The following is a 15,550-nucleotide window of genomic DNA, read 5'->3' as shown; positions in this document are numbered from 1 at the left end:
CCTCGATGTGGCCGTCAGTCCTGCAGGATGATTTCGCCGCGCATTACGGCAACACAGCTTCCCGAGATGATGACATCGGTGACGATACCGCCGGATTTTGCCACGTCGAGGGTGATGACGCTGCGCCGCCCCATTTCAATGCCCTGTTCGATGGTGATGCGGACGTTCATATCGGCCTCCGGCGTCAGCGTGACGAGATAGGCGCCGAGAGCGGCCGAAGCGCTGCCCGTCGCGGGGTCCTCAGGCACGTTGTCCAGCGGCGCGAACATGCGGGCGCGGATAGCCCACGGATTTTCGGCTGTCCTGGCATAGACGAAGAGGGAGAAGTCGTGGCCGCTCGTCGTCTGCCGGCCGGCGGCGGCCTGGAAGCCGGTAAGATGCGGACGGGCGGCGGAGAGCGCCTTGAGCCCGTTCAACTCGGCGACGGCGAAGTTCAGGCCGACCGAGGCAAAGACCGGGGCGTGGGTGGTTTTGACGATGGCGCCGGGTTCGAGCCCGATGCAGCGGGCGATGATTTCCTCGGCAATGGTATCGCCGACCGTCAGTGGCTGCGGTGCGCGGATGGCGGCGGCCGCGACCTTTCCGCCGCTGCGTCTCAGCTCGACCTCGACGATGCCGGCTTCTTCCTCGAAGCGCAGCTTCTCGCCGACCGGCTTACCGAAGATCTCCGCCTGCTGGCCGAGCACATAGGCAGTGCCGACATTCGGATGGCCGGCAAAGGGGATCTCCATCGTCGGGGTGAAGATGCGCACGCGGGCGGAATTCTCGGGGTCTTCAGGTGGCAGGACGAAGGTCACTTCGGAATAGTTGAACTCGGTGGCGATCCTCTGCATCGCCGCATCGCTCAGACCGCGGGCATCCGATATGACGGCAAGCGGATTGCCCTCGAAACGGGTGGACGTGAAGACATCGACGGTGACGTAGGAAATGGTGTCCATAGCGGCTCCTCTTGCAGCGGGCCGTTATGAATAATCACGATTTTTCGCGGGACGAAGCGGTTTCTTGTCGCCGAGACAATGCTGAGGGCTGTCTATCGCGTTGCGCTGATTTTTACGCAGATTCGTCGGATGGGGAGTGCGAGGCCTCTCCGAACTCCCTCATTCCTGTGCTCGTCACAGGAATCCAGCCACGGCGCGTCTGCGCCGTGAATGAATCAATATCTCAAGGGAAAGAGTCTTCCGCGCCCAAAGACTTGGGAGCACTGGATTCCTGTGACAAGCACAGGAATGAGGGAGGCGAGGGGATTAGGCACGAGCAGCAACGTTGATGTGCTGCCCTTGCCCGAATCCCAGATGCTAAAACTCAGGCCGCCTTTTCCAGGTCTTTCTTCCAGCTGCCCTTGGCGGCGAGGCTGTTCATCTCGGCGCGGTGGGTGAATTCACGCTGGCCGGCGGCGACGTTTTCCGGCTTGCCGTTCCAGGCCTTGAGCGCGCTGTCCTGCAGGGCGCGACCGTAGGAGAAGGTGACGAACCAGGGCAGGCCGGCCGTGGCATTGATCGCCGAAAGGTGCGCGGTCGCCTCTTCGGTCGACTGGCCGCCGGAGAGGAAGGCGATGCCGGGAACCGCAGAGGGAACCGTGCGCTTCAGCACCTGCACGGTGCGTTCGGCGACTTCGGCGACCGAGGCCTTGCGGGCGTTCTTGCCGTCGATGACCATGTTCGGCTTCAGGATCATGCCTTCGAGGCTGACGCGGGCATCGGCCAGCTCCTCAAAAACGATGCGCAGGGTGGATTCGGTGACTTCGGCGCAGCGGTCGATATTATGGTCGCCCGGCTTGCCGTCCATTAGGCATTCCGGCTCGACGATCGGAACGATTTTGGCTTCCTGGCAGAGGGCCGCGTAGCGGGCAAGCGCCTGAGCGTTGGCGCGAACCGAGCCGCGGGTCGGCAGCGTCGAGGAGATCGCGATGACGCCGCGCCACTTGGCGAAACGGGCGCCGGCTTCATAATATCGAGCCAGACGTTCGCCGAGGCCATCGAGGCCTTCGGTGATGGTTTCGCCTGGAAATTTGGCCATCGGCTTGGCGCCGGTATCGACCTTGATGCCGGGAATTGAACCAGCGGCGCGGATGATGTCGACGAAAGGCGTGCCGTCGGCGGCCTTCTGGAAAAGCGTCTCTTCGTAGAGGATGACGCCGGAAATATACTTCTTCATCGCCTCGTCGGAGCGGAAGAGCATTTCGCGGTAATCGCGACGGCTGATTTCGGTCGATTCGAGATTGATCGTGTCGAAACGCTTCTTGATGGTGGAGGTCGATTCATCGGCCGCAAGCAGTCCCCGGCCGCCTGCAACCATCTGCACTGCAATGTCTTCCAGTCGTTCGCTCATTCGTTCTCTCCACAGCATGAAACATCGGCGGTTTAAGAATATAGGACGGCGATAACAGAAGTTTATAGGGAGGAAAATGGAAGGCTAAATCGTTGAAACGATTGAAATCGTTTCAATCGTTTGAAAAACTGGGATTTTTTCCGGCGCTTGAGCAAAAGACCGCGCAAGGCTACTCGCCGCCGCGGTCTATCCCCATATAAAACCTGTCAAATCCGCTTAGCAGTCATTTGCCGGCATTGAGGACGGCGACGCCGGGCAACTCCTTGCCTTCCATCCATTCGAGAAAAGCGCCGCCGGCAGTGGAGACATAGGTGAAGTTGTCGGCAACGCCGGCATGGTTCAGTGCTGAGACGGTGTCGCCGCCGCCGGCAACGGAGGTCAGCTTGCCGGTCGCTGTGCGCTCGGCGGCGTATTTCGCGGCAGCTACCGTTGCGGTATCGAAGGGCTCGATCTCGAAGGCGCCGAGCGGACCGTTCCAGACGAGCGTCGAGGCACGCTCGATCCAGGCATTGATGGCCTGAATGGATTTCGGCCCGACGTCGAGCACCATGGCATCGGCGGGAATGGCGTTGATATCGACCGTCTCATTGGCGGCGCCCGCCTTGAACTCGCGGGCGACGACGCCGTCTTCCGGCAGGATGATGGCGCAGCCTGATGTCGCGGCCTCGATCATGATCTGCTTGGCGGTTTCAGCAAGATCATGCTCGCAGAGCGACTTGCCGACACTGGTGCCACGCGCGGCGATGAAAGTATTGGCCATGCCGCCGCCGATGACGAGTGCATCGACCTTCTTCACAAGATTCATCAAAAGGTCGATCTTGGTCGAGACCTTGGCGCCGCCGACGATGGCGACGACGGGACGGGCAGGATTACCGAGACCTTTTTCCAGCGCTTCCAGCTCGGCCTGCATGGTGCGGCCGGCATAGGCCGGCAGGTGGTGGGCAAGGCCTTCGGTGGAAGCATGGGCGCGGTGGGCGGCGGAGAAGGCGTCGTTGACATAGATATCGCCGTTGGCGGCGAGCGCCTTGGTGAAGTCGGGATCGTTCTTTTCCTCGCCCTTGTGAAAGCGGGTGTTTTCCAGCAGCAGAATATCGCCATTATTCATTCCGGCTACGGCGGAGGCGGCGGCCTCGCCGATACAGTCGGAGGCCGTCAGCACCGCATGATCGAGCACCTCCTCGACGGAAGGGGCGATCAGCGACAGCGACAGATCCGGCGACGGACCGTCCTTCGGCCGGCCGAAATGGGCAAGCAGGATCACTTTGGCGCCCTTGCCCGATAGTTCGAGGATCGTCGGCGTCACACGCTCGATGCGCGTCGTATCGGTGACCTTGCCGTCCTTGACCGGGACGTTGAGGTCGACGCGGATGAGCACGCGCTTGCCGCTGATGTCGGAGAGATCGTCGAGGGTCTTGAAAGAAGGCATGGGGAAGATCCAGTCTTGGTTGGCGGAAGTCGCGCCGACCATAGCAAGGATCATTCGAGACGCAAGGCGTTCAACGGCCGTTTTCGCGCCTGGCTTCGTCGCCTCCGGCCGATGCTTTCGGCATGGTTTCGGAGGCCGCCGCTTCGCGGTTGCGACGTCCGTTCAACCTGTCGCGGATGCGCTGGATAATGTCCTTGAGATTGATGAAGATCGGCAGCGTCGTGGCCGGTTCGACCGCTTCGAGCGACATGCCGACGGAGGTGACGTGGTCGTGCTCGTCGAGATCACGGACGATGAGGATGATCGAGCCGAGACGGACGCGATCGGCATAATCGGCCTTGCCGCCGAGGCGCTGCCGCATCAGTTCGGCGATGGTCAGGCCTTTCTCGGATTCGTTGAGCAGGCCGGGCCCATAGGCGGCATCGAGATCGGCCGCGGGACGGGCGGGTGAGAGCGCGAAGGCGCCGAAGAATTCGGCATCATCCTCGTCCACCGGCGCACGGCTGGCGAAGAGCCGGTCGAGCAGCCGGGAATAACTCGGCACGATGAAGAGATAGACTAGATCGTTTTCGCGCAGCCGCCCGGCATACTGGTAGCGCATCGATTTACCGTCGCGGATGACGAGCGAAGGGGTTGCCCAGCGCGGAATGCGCTCGCCGCGCAGCACCGGACTATCCTTGATCACGCGATAGGAGAGCAGTTCGTGGTTGGCGGCACCCGGCAGGTCGACCTCGACCTTATCGACGGCGCCGATGCGTGGCGGAATGATCAGGCCGAGCTTCTTGGCGACGGGTTTGATCGTCCAGCCCTGCACCAGCAGGGAGACCAGCACGATAATGAAGGCGGTGTTGAAAAAGATCTGGCCGTTTTCCAGCCGGCCGAGGATCGGCATGATGGCAAGCAGGATGGAGACGGCGCCGCGCAGACCGACCCAGGCGACGAAGCCGATTTCCTGCTGGGTGTAATCGAATGGGAGCAGCGACAGCCAGATCGCCAGCGGCCGGGCGACGAAGATCAGGAAGAGGGCAAGCAGGATCGCTGGCACGATGATGACGGGGAATTGCGACGGTGTCGCGAGCAGGCCGAGCACCAGAAACATGATGATCTGCGCCAGCCAGGTCATGCCGTCCTGGAAGCGTTTGATGGTGCCGATCGCCTGCATCTTGCGATTTCCGGCATAGATGCCGGCGACATAGACGGCGAGAAAGCCGCTGCCCCCGACCGTGCCGGCAAAGGAGAAGACGAGAAGGGCAAGCGCCAGCACGAAGATCGGCGTCAGGCCGCGATCGGTGTCGAGCCTGCTGACGATCAGCACGATCATCATGCCGCCGAGCAGGCCGAGGATGACGCCGAGCCCCATCTGCTGCACGAACATGGCGAGCATGCCGATATTGATGCCAGCATAACGCTCGCCGCTCGCCAGGACCTCTACAAGGGCGATGGTGAGGAAGATCGCCATCGGATCGTTGGTGCCGGATTCGACTTCCAGCGTCGAGCGCACCTTATCGCGGATGTTGATGCCGCCGATGCGCAGCAGGAAGAAGACGGCGGCGGCATCCGTCGAGGCGACGATCGAGCCGAGCAGCAGGCCTTCGAGCCAGGTGAAGTCCAGCAGCCACATGGCGGCGACGGCAAAGAGCGAGGCGGTGATCAGCACGCCGACCGAGGCGAGCGTGAGGGAGGGAACGGCTGCCAGCCGGAAGGCCTGCATCGGCGTGCCGAAGCCGGAATCGAACAGGATGACGGCAAGGGCAATGGAGCCGAGAATATAGGCAAGGTAATTGTTGCTGAACTCGATGCCGAGGCCGTCGACGCCGGCAGCAAGGCCGATCATCAGGAAAAGTAGCAGCAGGGGGGCGCCGAAGCGAAAGGCGAGCAGGCTTGAAAAAGCGGCAAGAAGCACGAGCGCCGTCGAGACCAGCACCACGATATAGAACGCTTCCATGCCCACTCCTTTCCGACGACTGCTTCGCGAATATAGCCACCCCGAGCCGACCCGCTTTAATCCCAACTCTCCCTCGCGCGCGGCGGCCCAACAGTAAACGGCAAAACGCCGGAGAAGGGTAGGCCTTGCGGCTTAACCTCGTCGCGATGCTGCATCATGCTGCTGAACGGCTGCCGGACGGCCAGCCGAATTGGAATGCTACGGGAGAAATTCTCTATAAAGAATGTATAGGAAAATCAGGCGAGAGCAGGGCAAAAGAGAAAGGCACGAATTTTTCCTGCCGGTCTCTGCAAACGGCAACAGGATCGGACACGCTCCTGCTTCACGCCGAGCCCTACAGTGGCTTTCGGAAGAACACGACGCGCTGTGTCTCCTCAAATCCTAAAGCGGTATGGAGCGCGTGGCTTGCCGAATTCTCAAGTGGCGCGTCGGAGCCAAACTCAACACACCCAAGCGACTTCCCCCAATCGGCAACGGCATTGCAAAGCAACCCTGCGATACCTTTTCGTCTGTCAACGGGCCTGACATAAATCCCTTCGAGGAATAGAACGGGCGAGCTGCTGCAGCCATTCACGTAATCATGCCGCAAAGTGGCCTCAGCAAAGCCGACAGCTTCATTCGCAGCATTTCGAGCGATGAACGCGACGGCTTCTCCACTTTCCGAAAGAAACGCCCGGCGCAGCTCGGCTCGGTGATCCTCAAGCGTGTGATGCGGCCATAGCGCAGCACGAAGCTGCGCCCATGGCTCGACATCTTTTATAGTCCCAATCTCTATAATCGATTCCATATAGCGGTTGCCGTCTTGTCGTGGCGCGGATGCGGAGAGCGGGAAATGAACGACGAGATATTCCGATATCGGGTGGGAAAATGCAGGCCGCCCGGCAAGGGCAACCGGCCGCCGTTTCGTGCCAGAAGCGGCCGACCGTTGCTCTGCTATCCCAACACTGCCTGAAGTATGAGGACGGCGAGAAACGAGAGGCCGATGAACGCGGCAATCGAGATGATCAGGCGATTGGCCTTTGCCAGCACGGCAGGTCGGACATCCCGCTTGGGGTGAAATCGCTGCCGCCGCTTGAGAGTGGTCTGGGACAAGCGTTTTTGTGCCTCTGCCATTTATCACCTCCACTTGGATCATTTCAGCCAGTGTGCAGCGCTGCGTATTTCCTCAATCTATCACGCCTGGGCAGTGGATTGCCAATTCTCGAAGCAACGGGGAAATGGTACCGCCATCCTGGCCCGCGAGCGGTAACGCCGCATCGAAGCCGTCGCTTCGATGCGGCTTTCGAAGCCGGAAAAACGCGGATCGCCGTTCAGCCTTCGGTGTCCTCGCCCTGGTCGGTCAGATCTTCGACCGGGACCAGGAAAACCACGAACTCGTCGTCGATGGTCCGTTCGGGATCGTCGTCGAATTCATAGGCGTGCTCGACTTCGCTGGCTTCCTCAGCCGTCGCCTTGCGCAGGCTGAGCGTCGCCTTGCGGTCCCAAAGCGGCTTGCCTTCGGACTCGAGAATGGTCAGGTCGTCGCGAAAATCTTCCGCCTCGAAGAAATGCGTCGCTTCCTCATGGTTTTTCGAGCGAAAGCTGGCGACGGCGCGGCCGGCGATTTCAACGGTAAAGTAATCCATCCGTCCCTCTTTATCTCCTCCGGATGGCGATGCGGCTCCGGGGGTCATCAACGATGCCATGATTGGCTTCAGGCGCCTATACAAAACGGCCCGGTTTCCCGGGCCGTCCATGATTTCAGTGATCCAGCGCTCAGATGAACTTGGCGAAGGCCACAGCCGTGTCGGACATGCGGCTGGAGAAGCCCCACTCGTTGTCGTACCAGGACAGGACGCGCACGAAGTTGCCTTCCATGACCTTGGTCTGATCGGTTGCGAAGATCGAGGAGTGGCTGTCGTGGTTGAAGTCGCGCGAAACGAGCGGCTCGTCGGTGTAGCCGAGGACGCCCTTCAGCTTGCCGTTGGCAGCAGCCTTGATGGCTTCGTTGATTTCGCCGACAGTGGTAGCCTTCTTGGAAACGAACTTGAAGTCGACGACCGAGACGTTCGGCGTGGGAACGCGGATCGAGGTGCCGTCGAGCTTGCCCTTCAGGTGCGGCAGAACGAGGCCGACGGCCTTGGCTGCGCCCGTCGAGGTCGGGATCATCGAAAGGGCGGCGGCGCGGGCGCGATACAGATCCTTATGCATTGTGTCGAGCGTCGGCTGGTCGCCGGTGTAGGAGTGGATCGTCGTCATAAAGCCGTGGTCGATGCCGACGGCGTCGTCGAGAACCTTGACGACCGGCACCAAGCAGTTGGTGGTGCAGGAGGCGTTGGAGATGACCATGTGCTCCTTGGTGAGCTGGTCATGGTTGACGCCGAACACGACCGTCAGGTCAGCGCCGTCGGCGGGAGCCGAGACGATAACCCGCTTGGCGCCGGCCGTCAGATGGGCAGCGGCCTTGTCGCGGGCGGTGAAGATGCCGGTGCATTCCATGGCGATGTCAACGCCGAGCTCGCGGTGTGGCAGCGTTGCCGGGTCCTTGATCGCGGTGACCTTGATCGGCTTGCCGCCGCCAACGATGATCGTGTCGCCTTCGACCTTCACTTCGGCCGGGAACTTGCCGTGGATCGAGTCGTAACGCAGGAGATGGGCATTGGTCTCGACCGGGCCGAGGTCGTTGATGGCGACGACCTCGATATCGGTGCGGCCGGATTCGACGATAGCGCGGAGGACGTTACGGCCGATGCGACCGAAACCATTGATGGCAACCTTGACTGTCATGTTCATTCACTCCCGATAGAATAGGGCCCGATAGGCGGGCGGCCTGGAATTGAGGAGATGGAGAGCGCCTCAAGGCGCCCTCTTTAAAGCTTTGCTTCGGCAGCCGCAACGACGGCGTCGGCGGTGATGCCGAAATGCTTGTAGACGTCCTTGACCGGGCCGGACGCGCCAAAGCCCTTCATGCCGATGAAGCTGCCTTCCGGTCCGATAAAGGCGTCCCAGCCTTCGCGGACGGCGGCTTCGACGGCGATCTTGACCGGCGAGTTGCCGAGCACGTCCCTGCGGTAGGCCTCCGGCTGCTCGAAGAACAGTTCGGTGCAGGGCACCGATACGACACGCACCGAAACGCCCCTGGCTTCCAGAGTTGCGCGGGCGGCAACGGCGATTTCGACCTCGGAGCCCGAAGCGAAGATCGTCACCCTGGCATCGGCATTGCCGGAGAGCGTATAGGCGCCGAGTTCGCAGAGGTTCTTCGCATTATACTCGGTGCGGACGGTGGTCAGGTTCTGGCGGGTGAGAGCCAGGGCAGACGGACGATTTGTACTCTTCATGGCGATCTGCCAGCATTCCGCCGTTTCGACGGCGTCGGCCGGGCGGAAGACCTGCAGGTTCGGGACGGCGCGCAGGCCGGCGATCTGCTCGACCGGTTGATGTGTCGGGCCATCTTCGCCAACGCCGATCGAATCATGCGTCAGGACGTGGATGACACGAATGCCCATCAGAGCCGAGAGGCGGATCGGCGGGCGGCAATAATCCGAGAAGATCATGAAGCCGCCGCCATAGGGGATGAGGCCGCCGTGCAGCGAGATGCCGTTCATGGCAGATGCCATGCCGTGCTCTCGGATGCCCCAGTGCATGTAGCGGCCCTTGAAATCCGTCGGGGTGATGGAGATCATCTGGCTGGTCTTGGTATTGTTCGACGGGGTCAGGTCGGCAGAGCCGCCGAGCGTTTCCGGCACGAAACCGTTGATTATTTCGAGTGCGTCTTCGGATGCCTTGCGTGTCGCAACTGTCGGCTTGGTCTCGGCGAGCTTCTTCTTGTAATCATCGATCGCCTTGTCGAAGCCTTCAGGCAGATCGCCTGAAAAACGCCGAGTGAACTCGGCCTTGGCAGCAGACTTGGCAAGGGTTTCCTCCCAGGCTCTGACGATATCTTCGGAGCGGGTGCCGGCTGCGCGCCATGCATCGAGAATATCCGAGGGAACGACGAAGGGCTCGTAATCCCAGTTCAGCGCCTTACGGGTGGCGGCGATCTCGTCGGCGCCGAGCGGGCTGCCGTGAACCTTGTGGCTGCCGGCCTTGTTCGGGGCGCCGAAGCCGATCACCGTCTTGCAGGCGATGAAGGTCGGGCGATCAGACTTGTGGGCGGCTTCGATCGCATCGGCGATGGCGGCCTGATCGTGGCCATCGATCTCAATCGTGTTCCAGTGAACGGCCTTGAAGCGGGCAATCTGATCCGTCGAATCCGACAGCGAAACGGCGCCGTCGATGGTGATCGAGTTGTTATCCCAGAAAAGGATCAGCTTGTTGAGCTTCAGGTGGCCGGCAAGGGCGATGGCTTCATGGCTGATGCCTTCCATCAGGCAGCCGTCGCCATTGATGACATAGGTGTAGTGGTCCTGGAGGTCCGCACCGAATTCCTCGCGCAGCTTGCGTTCGGCGATCGCCATGCCGACCGCATTGGCGATACCCTGACCTAGCGGGCCGGTGGTGGTCTCGATGCCGGTTGCGTGGCCGTATTCAGGGTGGCCGGCGGTCTTGGAGCCGACCTGACGGAACTGCTTCAGGTCCTCGATCGTCATATCGGGATAACCGGTCAGATACAGCAGCGAATAGAGCAGCATCGAGCCATGGCCGGCCGACAGCACGAAGCGGTCGCGGTTCGGCCAATGCGGCTTCTTGGGGTCGAAGCGCAGATATTTGGTGAACAGGACCGTCGCCACGTCAGCCATGCCCATCGGCATACCAGGGTGGCCGGAATTCGCCTTTTCAACGGCGTCCATGGCGAGGAAACGGATCGCGTTCGCCATCCGGTCGTTTTGTTGGAGAGAGGTCATAGCTTTTCTGCAAGCTCCGGGTGTCGGGGGATGGCCTCGAGCCTCCAAGACCATCGAGTGAAAGCGGCTGACACATAGCAGTTGGGGCTGGCGAGTCAATAAATGGCGGGGCAAATCCCAGCGGCCTGCGGCAATTTTTTGACATTTGATCGCTCGACTATACAAAAGACCAAACTGGCGCGACGGGCCTGTCCAAAACGTTCATCCACAGATAGGCAGGCTGCCGGGTGACGGGATTTATTGACGGGCCGTTGGCGAGCTGCATATCCTCTTGAAATCACAAGATCGGCAGATGTGGCCGATTCGCAGGTCCTGCACGGGAATCGGAAAGGCATGATGCCCACAGGCAAAACCATGGAAGCAGCGCTCGACGAATTGAGACAGGCGATTTCGAGCCTCGAAAACGCCGTCGACATGCGTGTCGAGCGGCAGCGCGAGCAGGGGGAGATCGAGGGCGAGGTGCGACGTGTGCATGCCGACCGCTCCCGTCTGGCCCAGGAGCTCGACCAGGCCGAATTTCGCGCCAACCGGCTGGAAGAGGTCAATCGTGAGGTATCGCGGCGGCTGGTGACGGCCATGGAGACGATCCGCGCGGTTCTGGACCGCTGATGAGAGAGAATTTGATATGGCGCAGGTGACGGTAACGATCGACGGCAAGGCCTATCGCATGGCCTGCGAGGAGGGGCAGGAGGATCATCTGACCGATCTCGCCACGCGTTTCGACCGCTATGTCGGCCATCTCAAGGGCCAGTTCGGAGAGATCGGCGATCTCAGGATCACCGTCATGGCCGGCATCATGATCATGGACGAGATTGCCGAGCTGACGCGCCGCATCGCCGGGCTGGAAACCGAGCTCGAGTCGCTGCGCGGCAACCGCGACACCGTGCTTGCCGCGACCGCCCGCACCGAGGAAACGTTGGCGGCAGCGCTCGGCGAGGTTTCGAGCCGTATTCGCGGCATCACCGACAAGCTGAATGGCAGGGCCGCACCCGAACTCAATTGATGTCAATTAAATAAAAACGGCTGGCCGTCGCCACTGGCGCGTCGATGCAAACGGCCTTATATATCGCGATGCGGTCTGCGCCTCTCGACAGGAACCACAATCCCTGGGGCCATACTCGATCCAAAGGGAGCTGTCCCTGTCCGGGCTCGTGGGCCTGGACACACGGTGCCCACCTACGTTTGTAGGCGCCCAGGATCGTAAACATCCATCGGTCGTCGTGGATCGCACCTTTTCCTTTCATCGTTGAAGACGAAGCCGGGTGTATAGGGCGAACGCGGCTTGCGCGTCCGCCCCTCGTGGCGCGCAGTTACTTCTTCAAGCCGGGAAGCGTCACCTGGAAGACCTGGAACATGGTGTCGACATCGGCGCCGCCGTCAGCCTTATAGGCTGCGCCAACCTGGAAGCCATCCTGCGTCAAGAAGTCGTTGTCGTTGGCGACGAACAGGAAGTAATCGTCCGGCAGCTTCGTGTCGAGGACACTTGCCAGACCCATCGCTTCCCATTTTTCCGATAGATCGTTCCTGTCGTTCGGCGCACCGTTGTGCAGGCCGAAGCGGCCAAGCTCGGCCTCGTCGTTGAGGTCGATGAACGGTGTCAGCGTAGCCGGTGTGAGCGACGGGTCGAGGACACCTTTCGGTGCAGCCGCCTTGCCGGCGTCGAAATCGCTGCCGGCGATATCGGTTGCGGCGGATAGGTCGACGATGTCGATCTTGCGATACAGAGACGTGTCGCCCTTCACGCCCTGGCCGTTGCCGCTGTCACGGGCAAGCATCAGGAAGGTCTTGTCGGAAAGGGCGACGATCTCGCTCTCGGCGGCGATCGTCGTCTTGCCCTTAGCGTCCTTGAAGATCGGCAGCGGCACGACATATTCATGCACCAGCTTCAGATGATCGGGATCGGCGGCGTCATAGATCATGGCGCGGGTATTCTGGCGGGTCGAGCCGGAATCGCCGCCGTCCTGGCGGGCCGCCGACTGCAGTACGGCAACGATAAACTTGCCGTCGGGCGTCATTGCCATGCCTTCGAGGCCCTGGTTGTTCTGGCGGCCGGTTTCGGGGTCCTTCGGATCGGGAGCGGACCCGCCGGGACCGGGATTGTTTGAAGCGAAGCTCAGCGCGCCCTTGCGCATCGGCAGAAGCGCCTTGGGCGGCTGGGTGGCTGAAAGCAAGTGGCCATCGGCGGAGAAGCGATAGATATAGGGGCCGTATTCGTCGCTGACGAACATAGTGCCGTCGGCCATGCGGATGATCGCCTCATCGTCGAGGGCGATCTTGCCGTTCGCCGCCTGCGGCAGCGGCGGGAAGTTGCCGGCAGCGGCGCGGACGCCGGATTCCGGGTCGAGACCGGTCGTGTCCGCGCCCTTGTCGTCAACAAAGAGCATGGACTCGACGAGTTTCGCCTCGACGCCCGATTGCTCATTGCCGGCCTCGGGGGTCGCGCCTGGCGCTGTCGGGGTCAGAATGATCGAAAGGGTGTTCAGGCGCGGGCGGTAGTCGACAGTGCCGGCGGCATTGTAACCGCGGTCGGGCAGCAGGTAGAGCGTGCCCCTATAGCTGGCGCCATCCCGAGTCCAGGCGGCGGGGTCGATCGCCATCCCGGAGCCGGAGCCGAAGGTTTCACCGAATTTGTCGCGCTGGTTGGCCGGAATGCGGCCGACGCCGACCAGGCCCTTATTGACGAAAGTGGCGGAATTCTCCGACCTTGCCAAGGCGGGAATGGCGGCGGATGCTGCGAAAACTGCGGCGAACAGCCGCGATGCATATGATCTGACGTTCTTCATGAAATAGCCTCTCGGTCAAAAGCGTTCCTGCAACGGTTCCCGCCCGCAAGCTGGACACCGTTTCGAATGACATTCCTCGGCTTTGGGATCGATTCCTCAGAACCGAACACACCCGGATTTCGCCCCTATCCCGGCTAAACGTCTAGGATGGGATCGTGATAACTGGATGACACCCTCGGAGCCTGCAATCAGCTCATTGCCCTAATCGACCGGATAGGGTCCTTCGGCGAATACTTCCTCGTGGTAGCCCTTGGAGCCGACATCGATCGCCAACGGGCTTCGCCATTCGCGACACTCGCGCAGGCAATCGAGCACGAAGCGGAAATCATAGCGCGGCCGCCAGCCAAGTTCGCGCCTTGCGCGTTCGTTGACGTAGACGCGATCGAGCGTCGGGAACATTTTCCAGCCGCGTTCGGCGTAAAGCGTGTTTGCACCTGGAAACAGCCGCTCGACGACAGCAGGCGCATCACGCCTGAGCTCTGCGCGATCGCCCGGTAGAAAGGGCGTCGTGGCCGAGATGATATAGCGGCCGAAGCCGATTGCCGGCGCTTTTTCGAGCGCCAGAAAATGGGCGTCGACCACGTCGCTGATATCGACGCGGCGATGAAGCAGCTCGTTGGCCTGCGCATTTCCCGCCGAATAGCTGTTGCGAATCTCGGGATCATCATCACTTTCGGGAAAGAAGCGCGACGTCCTGAGGATGACGACAGGCAGGCGGGATTTGCGGGCGAAGAGTTCCGAAATTCCTTCGGCAGCGAGCTTTGTCACGCCGTAGATATTCTTCGCGACAGGAAGCACGTCCTCGGTGACCCACGCTGCGGGCTCGCCGGCCGCCGGCGTCAACGCCGCGCCGAAAGCGCTGGTGGTGCTGGTGAAGACGAAGCTTGCAACGCCCGCGGCAGTCGCCTCTTCGAGCAGGTTCAGCGTGCCGCCGACATTGGTGTCGAGGAAATCGCGATTGCCGTGGGTCGCCACATGCGGCTTGTGGAGCGTGGCGGCATGGATGACTTGGCTGATGCCCGACATCGCTCGCCTGATAAAGCCGCGGTCACCGATGGAGCCGACCATATCGGTAAAAGCCGAAGGCTTGATGTCGATGCCGCGCGCCCACCGGCTCTGAGCTCTCAAGCTGCGCATCAGCGCCTCGCCGAGGTGGCCGGCGCTTCCCGTCACCAATATCGTCATCGCGTCGTCTCCTGACTGCGTTGGCGGCGGATGCTATAAAGACCGGTGTCGTGGGACAACGCATAAATTATGCATGGGCATGCAGGAAGGCTGCAGGCTCAGCGGATTGTGGTGACGAGGCGGCCAGCGGTGCCATCGGAAAGCCTGATCCGCTCCCAAGTGACGCGGCCCGGGGTAATCGGCAGGCGCACATTGCCGTTGGCGCCGGTATCGAAGGTCAACGATAGCAGCCTGTCCTCATGCCAGCCGCGCTCCTCCAGAGACAGTTCGGCGGCGGCGATCTCGGCGGAGGCGTAGGAAAAAAGAGAGCGGCCGAGAAAAGCGCCGAGCGGTGCACGCCATTCCGCCTGCCGCGGTCGGGAAGCAGACAGAAGCCGATGCGTGCTATCGCAGATCAGATGCACAGACCGAACGGAATCCTCGACCAGCCGCTTTAAGGCCGCATCGGCCGCAGCATGTTGCGGCGTGGCGAAAATCCGTTCCAGCTTGACGGCTTGGTTGGGCGAGGGATCAAGCTGGCCGCGCTCCCAGCGCGAAACGGTCGCCTGGTTGACGCCGAGGAGTTCCGCGAGGTGTTGCTGCTTCATGCTGCGCAGCAACCGCATGCGGCGTATGCCGGCTCCTGATATCGTCATTTGTACTGAGCTCCCACGCTTCTTTTGCCAGGATAGGAGTTCGGCGGGCCGGAGGGCAAGCCGATCCTCACGCCGGTCATTGTTCCGGCTAGCCTTCGAGGTCGCTTCTCAGCCGATCAAGGATCGACAGGGCATGACCTGCATAGGCGCTGATCCAACGGTCGTAGATATGTTTGATCGGCAGACTGTTCAGGTGGTTCCAGCGTTCGCGGCCCTCCTTTCTGGCGACGATCAGCCCCGCTTCCTCAAGCACCTTCAGATGCTGCATCACCGTGCAGCGGTCCATCCCGGAAAACATCTCGCAGAGCGCGCCCGTTGTGCGGGGGGCCTCCTTGAGCAGGTCGAGGATTTCGCGGCGGCGATGATGCGCCAGTGCCTTGAAGACAGGGTCGTCGGTTGATTCGCTTGACATGTTATATTTTTAT

General features: G+C 61.4%; 15 protein-coding genes and 1 other RNA gene. 3 read left to right on the top strand and 13 right to left on the bottom strand.

Translation table 11 applies throughout. The features are described from left to right. Window positions 1–14: 14 nt before the first annotated feature. From NL154_RS17760 to tkt, 9 genes are all read right to left on the bottom strand, one after another. Complete coding sequence (locus NL154_RS17760; protein WP_434733132.1) at window positions 15–938, bottom strand: PhzF family phenazine biosynthesis protein; 924 nt, start codon at window positions 936–938, stop codon at window positions 15–17. 364 nt (window positions 939–1,302) lie between these two features. Continuing rightward, the gene (locus tag NL154_RS17755; protein ID WP_210629909.1) at window positions 1,303–2,328 is read right to left on the bottom strand and encodes a class I fructose-bisphosphate aldolase; all 1,026 of its coding nucleotides are present in this window, start codon (window positions 2,326–2,328) and stop codon (window positions 1,303–1,305) included. 223 nt (window positions 2,329–2,551) lie between these two features. After that, window positions 2,552–3,754 carry a phosphoglycerate kinase gene (locus NL154_RS17750; protein ID WP_221146448.1) on the bottom strand — a complete coding sequence of 401 codons (1,203 nt, stop codon included), beginning with the start codon at window positions 3,752–3,754 and terminating at the stop codon, window positions 2,552–2,554. 70 nt (window positions 3,755–3,824) lie between these two features. After that, on the bottom strand, window positions 3,825–5,699 hold the full coding sequence (locus NL154_RS17745; protein ID WP_221154592.1) for a potassium/proton antiporter: 1,875 nt from the start codon (window positions 5,697–5,699) through the stop codon (window positions 3,825–3,827). 334 nt (window positions 5,700–6,033) lie between these two features. Further along, entirely contained in the window at window positions 6,034–6,486 is a 453-nt protein-coding gene (gene aac(6') / locus NL154_RS17740; protein WP_434733131.1) for an aminoglycoside 6'-N-acetyltransferase, read from the bottom strand. A gap of 146 nt (window positions 6,487–6,632) precedes the next feature. Continuing rightward, a complete protein-coding gene (locus NL154_RS17735) occupies window positions 6,633–6,812 on the bottom strand; it encodes a hypothetical protein (RefSeq protein ID WP_434733130.1) in 180 nt (59 codons plus the stop codon). 197 nt (window positions 6,813–7,009) lie between these two features. Further along, window positions 7,010–7,324, bottom strand: coding sequence for a hypothetical protein (locus tag NL154_RS17730; RefSeq protein ID WP_434733129.1), 315 nt, complete (start codon window positions 7,322–7,324; stop codon window positions 7,010–7,012). A gap of 130 nt (window positions 7,325–7,454) precedes the next feature. Beyond that, on the bottom strand, window positions 7,455–8,465 hold the full coding sequence (gene gap, locus NL154_RS17725; RefSeq protein WP_434733128.1) for a type I glyceraldehyde-3-phosphate dehydrogenase: 1,011 nt from the start codon (window positions 8,463–8,465) through the stop codon (window positions 7,455–7,457). An 83-nt stretch (window positions 8,466–8,548) separates the two neighbouring features. Continuing rightward, entirely contained in the window at window positions 8,549–10,522 is a 1,974-nt protein-coding gene (tkt, locus tag NL154_RS17720; protein ID WP_210629914.1) for a transketolase, read from the bottom strand. A 333-nt stretch (window positions 10,523–10,855) separates the two neighbouring features. Between tkt and NL154_RS17715 the strand changes: the two genes are divergently transcribed. The 3 genes from NL154_RS17715 to ssrS all read left to right on the top strand — a co-directional run bounded on the left by NL154_RS17715 (window position 10,856) and on the right by ssrS (window position 11,753). Next, window positions 10,856–11,131 carry a DUF4164 domain-containing protein gene (locus NL154_RS17715; RefSeq protein WP_184455048.1) on the top strand — a complete coding sequence of 92 codons (276 nt, stop codon included), beginning with the start codon at window positions 10,856–10,858 and terminating at the stop codon, window positions 11,129–11,131. 16 nt (window positions 11,132–11,147) lie between these two features. Continuing rightward, entirely contained in the window at window positions 11,148–11,525 is a 378-nt protein-coding gene (locus NL154_RS17710; RefSeq protein WP_064811285.1) for a cell division protein ZapA, read from the top strand. 69 nt (window positions 11,526–11,594) lie between these two features. Then, window positions 11,595–11,753: non-coding RNA, 6S RNA (ssrS, locus tag NL154_RS17705), on the top strand. 79 nt (window positions 11,754–11,832) lie between these two features. Here the strand turns inward: ssrS and NL154_RS17700 are convergent. From NL154_RS17700 to NL154_RS17685, 4 genes are all read right to left on the bottom strand, one after another. Beyond that, window positions 11,833–13,305, bottom strand: coding sequence for an esterase-like activity of phytase family protein (locus NL154_RS17700; protein WP_210629915.1), 1,473 nt, complete (start codon window positions 13,303–13,305; stop codon window positions 11,833–11,835). 201 nt (window positions 13,306–13,506) lie between these two features. Beyond that, window positions 13,507–14,490 (bottom strand): NAD-dependent epimerase/dehydratase family protein, encoded by a 984-nt coding sequence (locus tag NL154_RS17695; RefSeq protein ID WP_221122995.1) that lies wholly within the window; start codon window positions 14,488–14,490, stop codon window positions 13,507–13,509. A gap of 98 nt (window positions 14,491–14,588) precedes the next feature. Then, window positions 14,589–15,125, bottom strand: coding sequence for a helix-turn-helix transcriptional regulator (locus NL154_RS17690; protein WP_210629917.1), 537 nt, complete (start codon window positions 15,123–15,125; stop codon window positions 14,589–14,591). An 88-nt stretch (window positions 15,126–15,213) separates the two neighbouring features. Then, window positions 15,214–15,537 (bottom strand): ArsR/SmtB family transcription factor, encoded by a 324-nt coding sequence (locus NL154_RS17685; protein WP_210629918.1) that lies wholly within the window; start codon window positions 15,535–15,537, stop codon window positions 15,214–15,216. Window positions 15,538–15,550: the final 13 nt, after the last annotated feature.

The organism is Rhizobium sp. YTUHZ044 (genome assembly GCF_051123975.1).
Taxonomy (GTDB): Bacteria; Pseudomonadota; Alphaproteobacteria; order Rhizobiales; family Rhizobiaceae; genus Rhizobium.
The sequence above is the reverse complement of the archived record's forward strand: the minus strand, read 5'-3'. Positions and strand labels throughout refer to the sequence as shown.

What these genes read in the sequence shown, in the direction of transcription:
- NL154_RS17735 (WP_434733130.1), bottom strand. Translation starts at nt 6,812, where the DNA reads ATGGCAGAGGCACAAAAACGCTTGTCCCAGACCACTCTCAAGCGGCGG.
- NL154_RS17690 (WP_210629917.1), bottom strand. Translation starts at nt 15,125, where the DNA reads ATGACGATATCAGGAGCCGGCATACGCCGCATGCGGTTGCTGCGCAGC.
- NL154_RS17760 (WP_434733132.1), bottom strand. Translation starts at nt 938, where the DNA reads ATGGACACCATTTCCTACGTCACCGTCGATGTCTTCACGTCCACCCGT.
- NL154_RS17695 (WP_221122995.1), bottom strand. Translation starts at nt 14,490, where the DNA reads ATGACGATATTGGTGACGGGAAGCGCCGGCCACCTCGGCGAGGCGCTG.
- gap (WP_434733128.1), bottom strand. Translation starts at nt 8,465, where the DNA reads ATGACAGTCAAGGTTGCCATCAATGGTTTCGGTCGCATCGGCCGTAAC.
- NL154_RS17715 (WP_184455048.1), top strand. Translation starts at nt 10,856, where the DNA reads ATGATGCCCACAGGCAAAACCATGGAAGCAGCGCTCGACGAATTGAGA.
- NL154_RS17750 (WP_221146448.1), bottom strand. Translation starts at nt 3,754, where the DNA reads ATGCCTTCTTTCAAGACCCTCGACGATCTCTCCGACATCAGCGGCAAG.
- tkt (WP_210629914.1), bottom strand. Translation starts at nt 10,522, where the DNA reads ATGACCTCTCTCCAACAAAACGACCGGATGGCGAACGCGATCCGTTTC.
- NL154_RS17730 (WP_434733129.1), bottom strand. Translation starts at nt 7,324, where the DNA reads ATGGATTACTTTACCGTTGAAATCGCCGGCCGCGCCGTCGCCAGCTTT.
- NL154_RS17755 (WP_210629909.1), bottom strand. Translation starts at nt 2,328, where the DNA reads ATGAGCGAACGACTGGAAGACATTGCAGTGCAGATGGTTGCAGGCGGC.
- NL154_RS17745 (WP_221154592.1), bottom strand. Translation starts at nt 5,699, where the DNA reads ATGGAAGCGTTCTATATCGTGGTGCTGGTCTCGACGGCGCTCGTGCTT.
- NL154_RS17685 (WP_210629918.1), bottom strand. Translation starts at nt 15,537, where the DNA reads ATGTCAAGCGAATCAACCGACGACCCTGTCTTCAAGGCACTGGCGCAT.
- NL154_RS17700 (WP_210629915.1), bottom strand. Translation starts at nt 13,305, where the DNA reads ATGAAGAACGTCAGATCATATGCATCGCGGCTGTTCGCCGCAGTTTTC.
- NL154_RS17710 (WP_064811285.1), top strand. Translation starts at nt 11,148, where the DNA reads ATGGCGCAGGTGACGGTAACGATCGACGGCAAGGCCTATCGCATGGCC.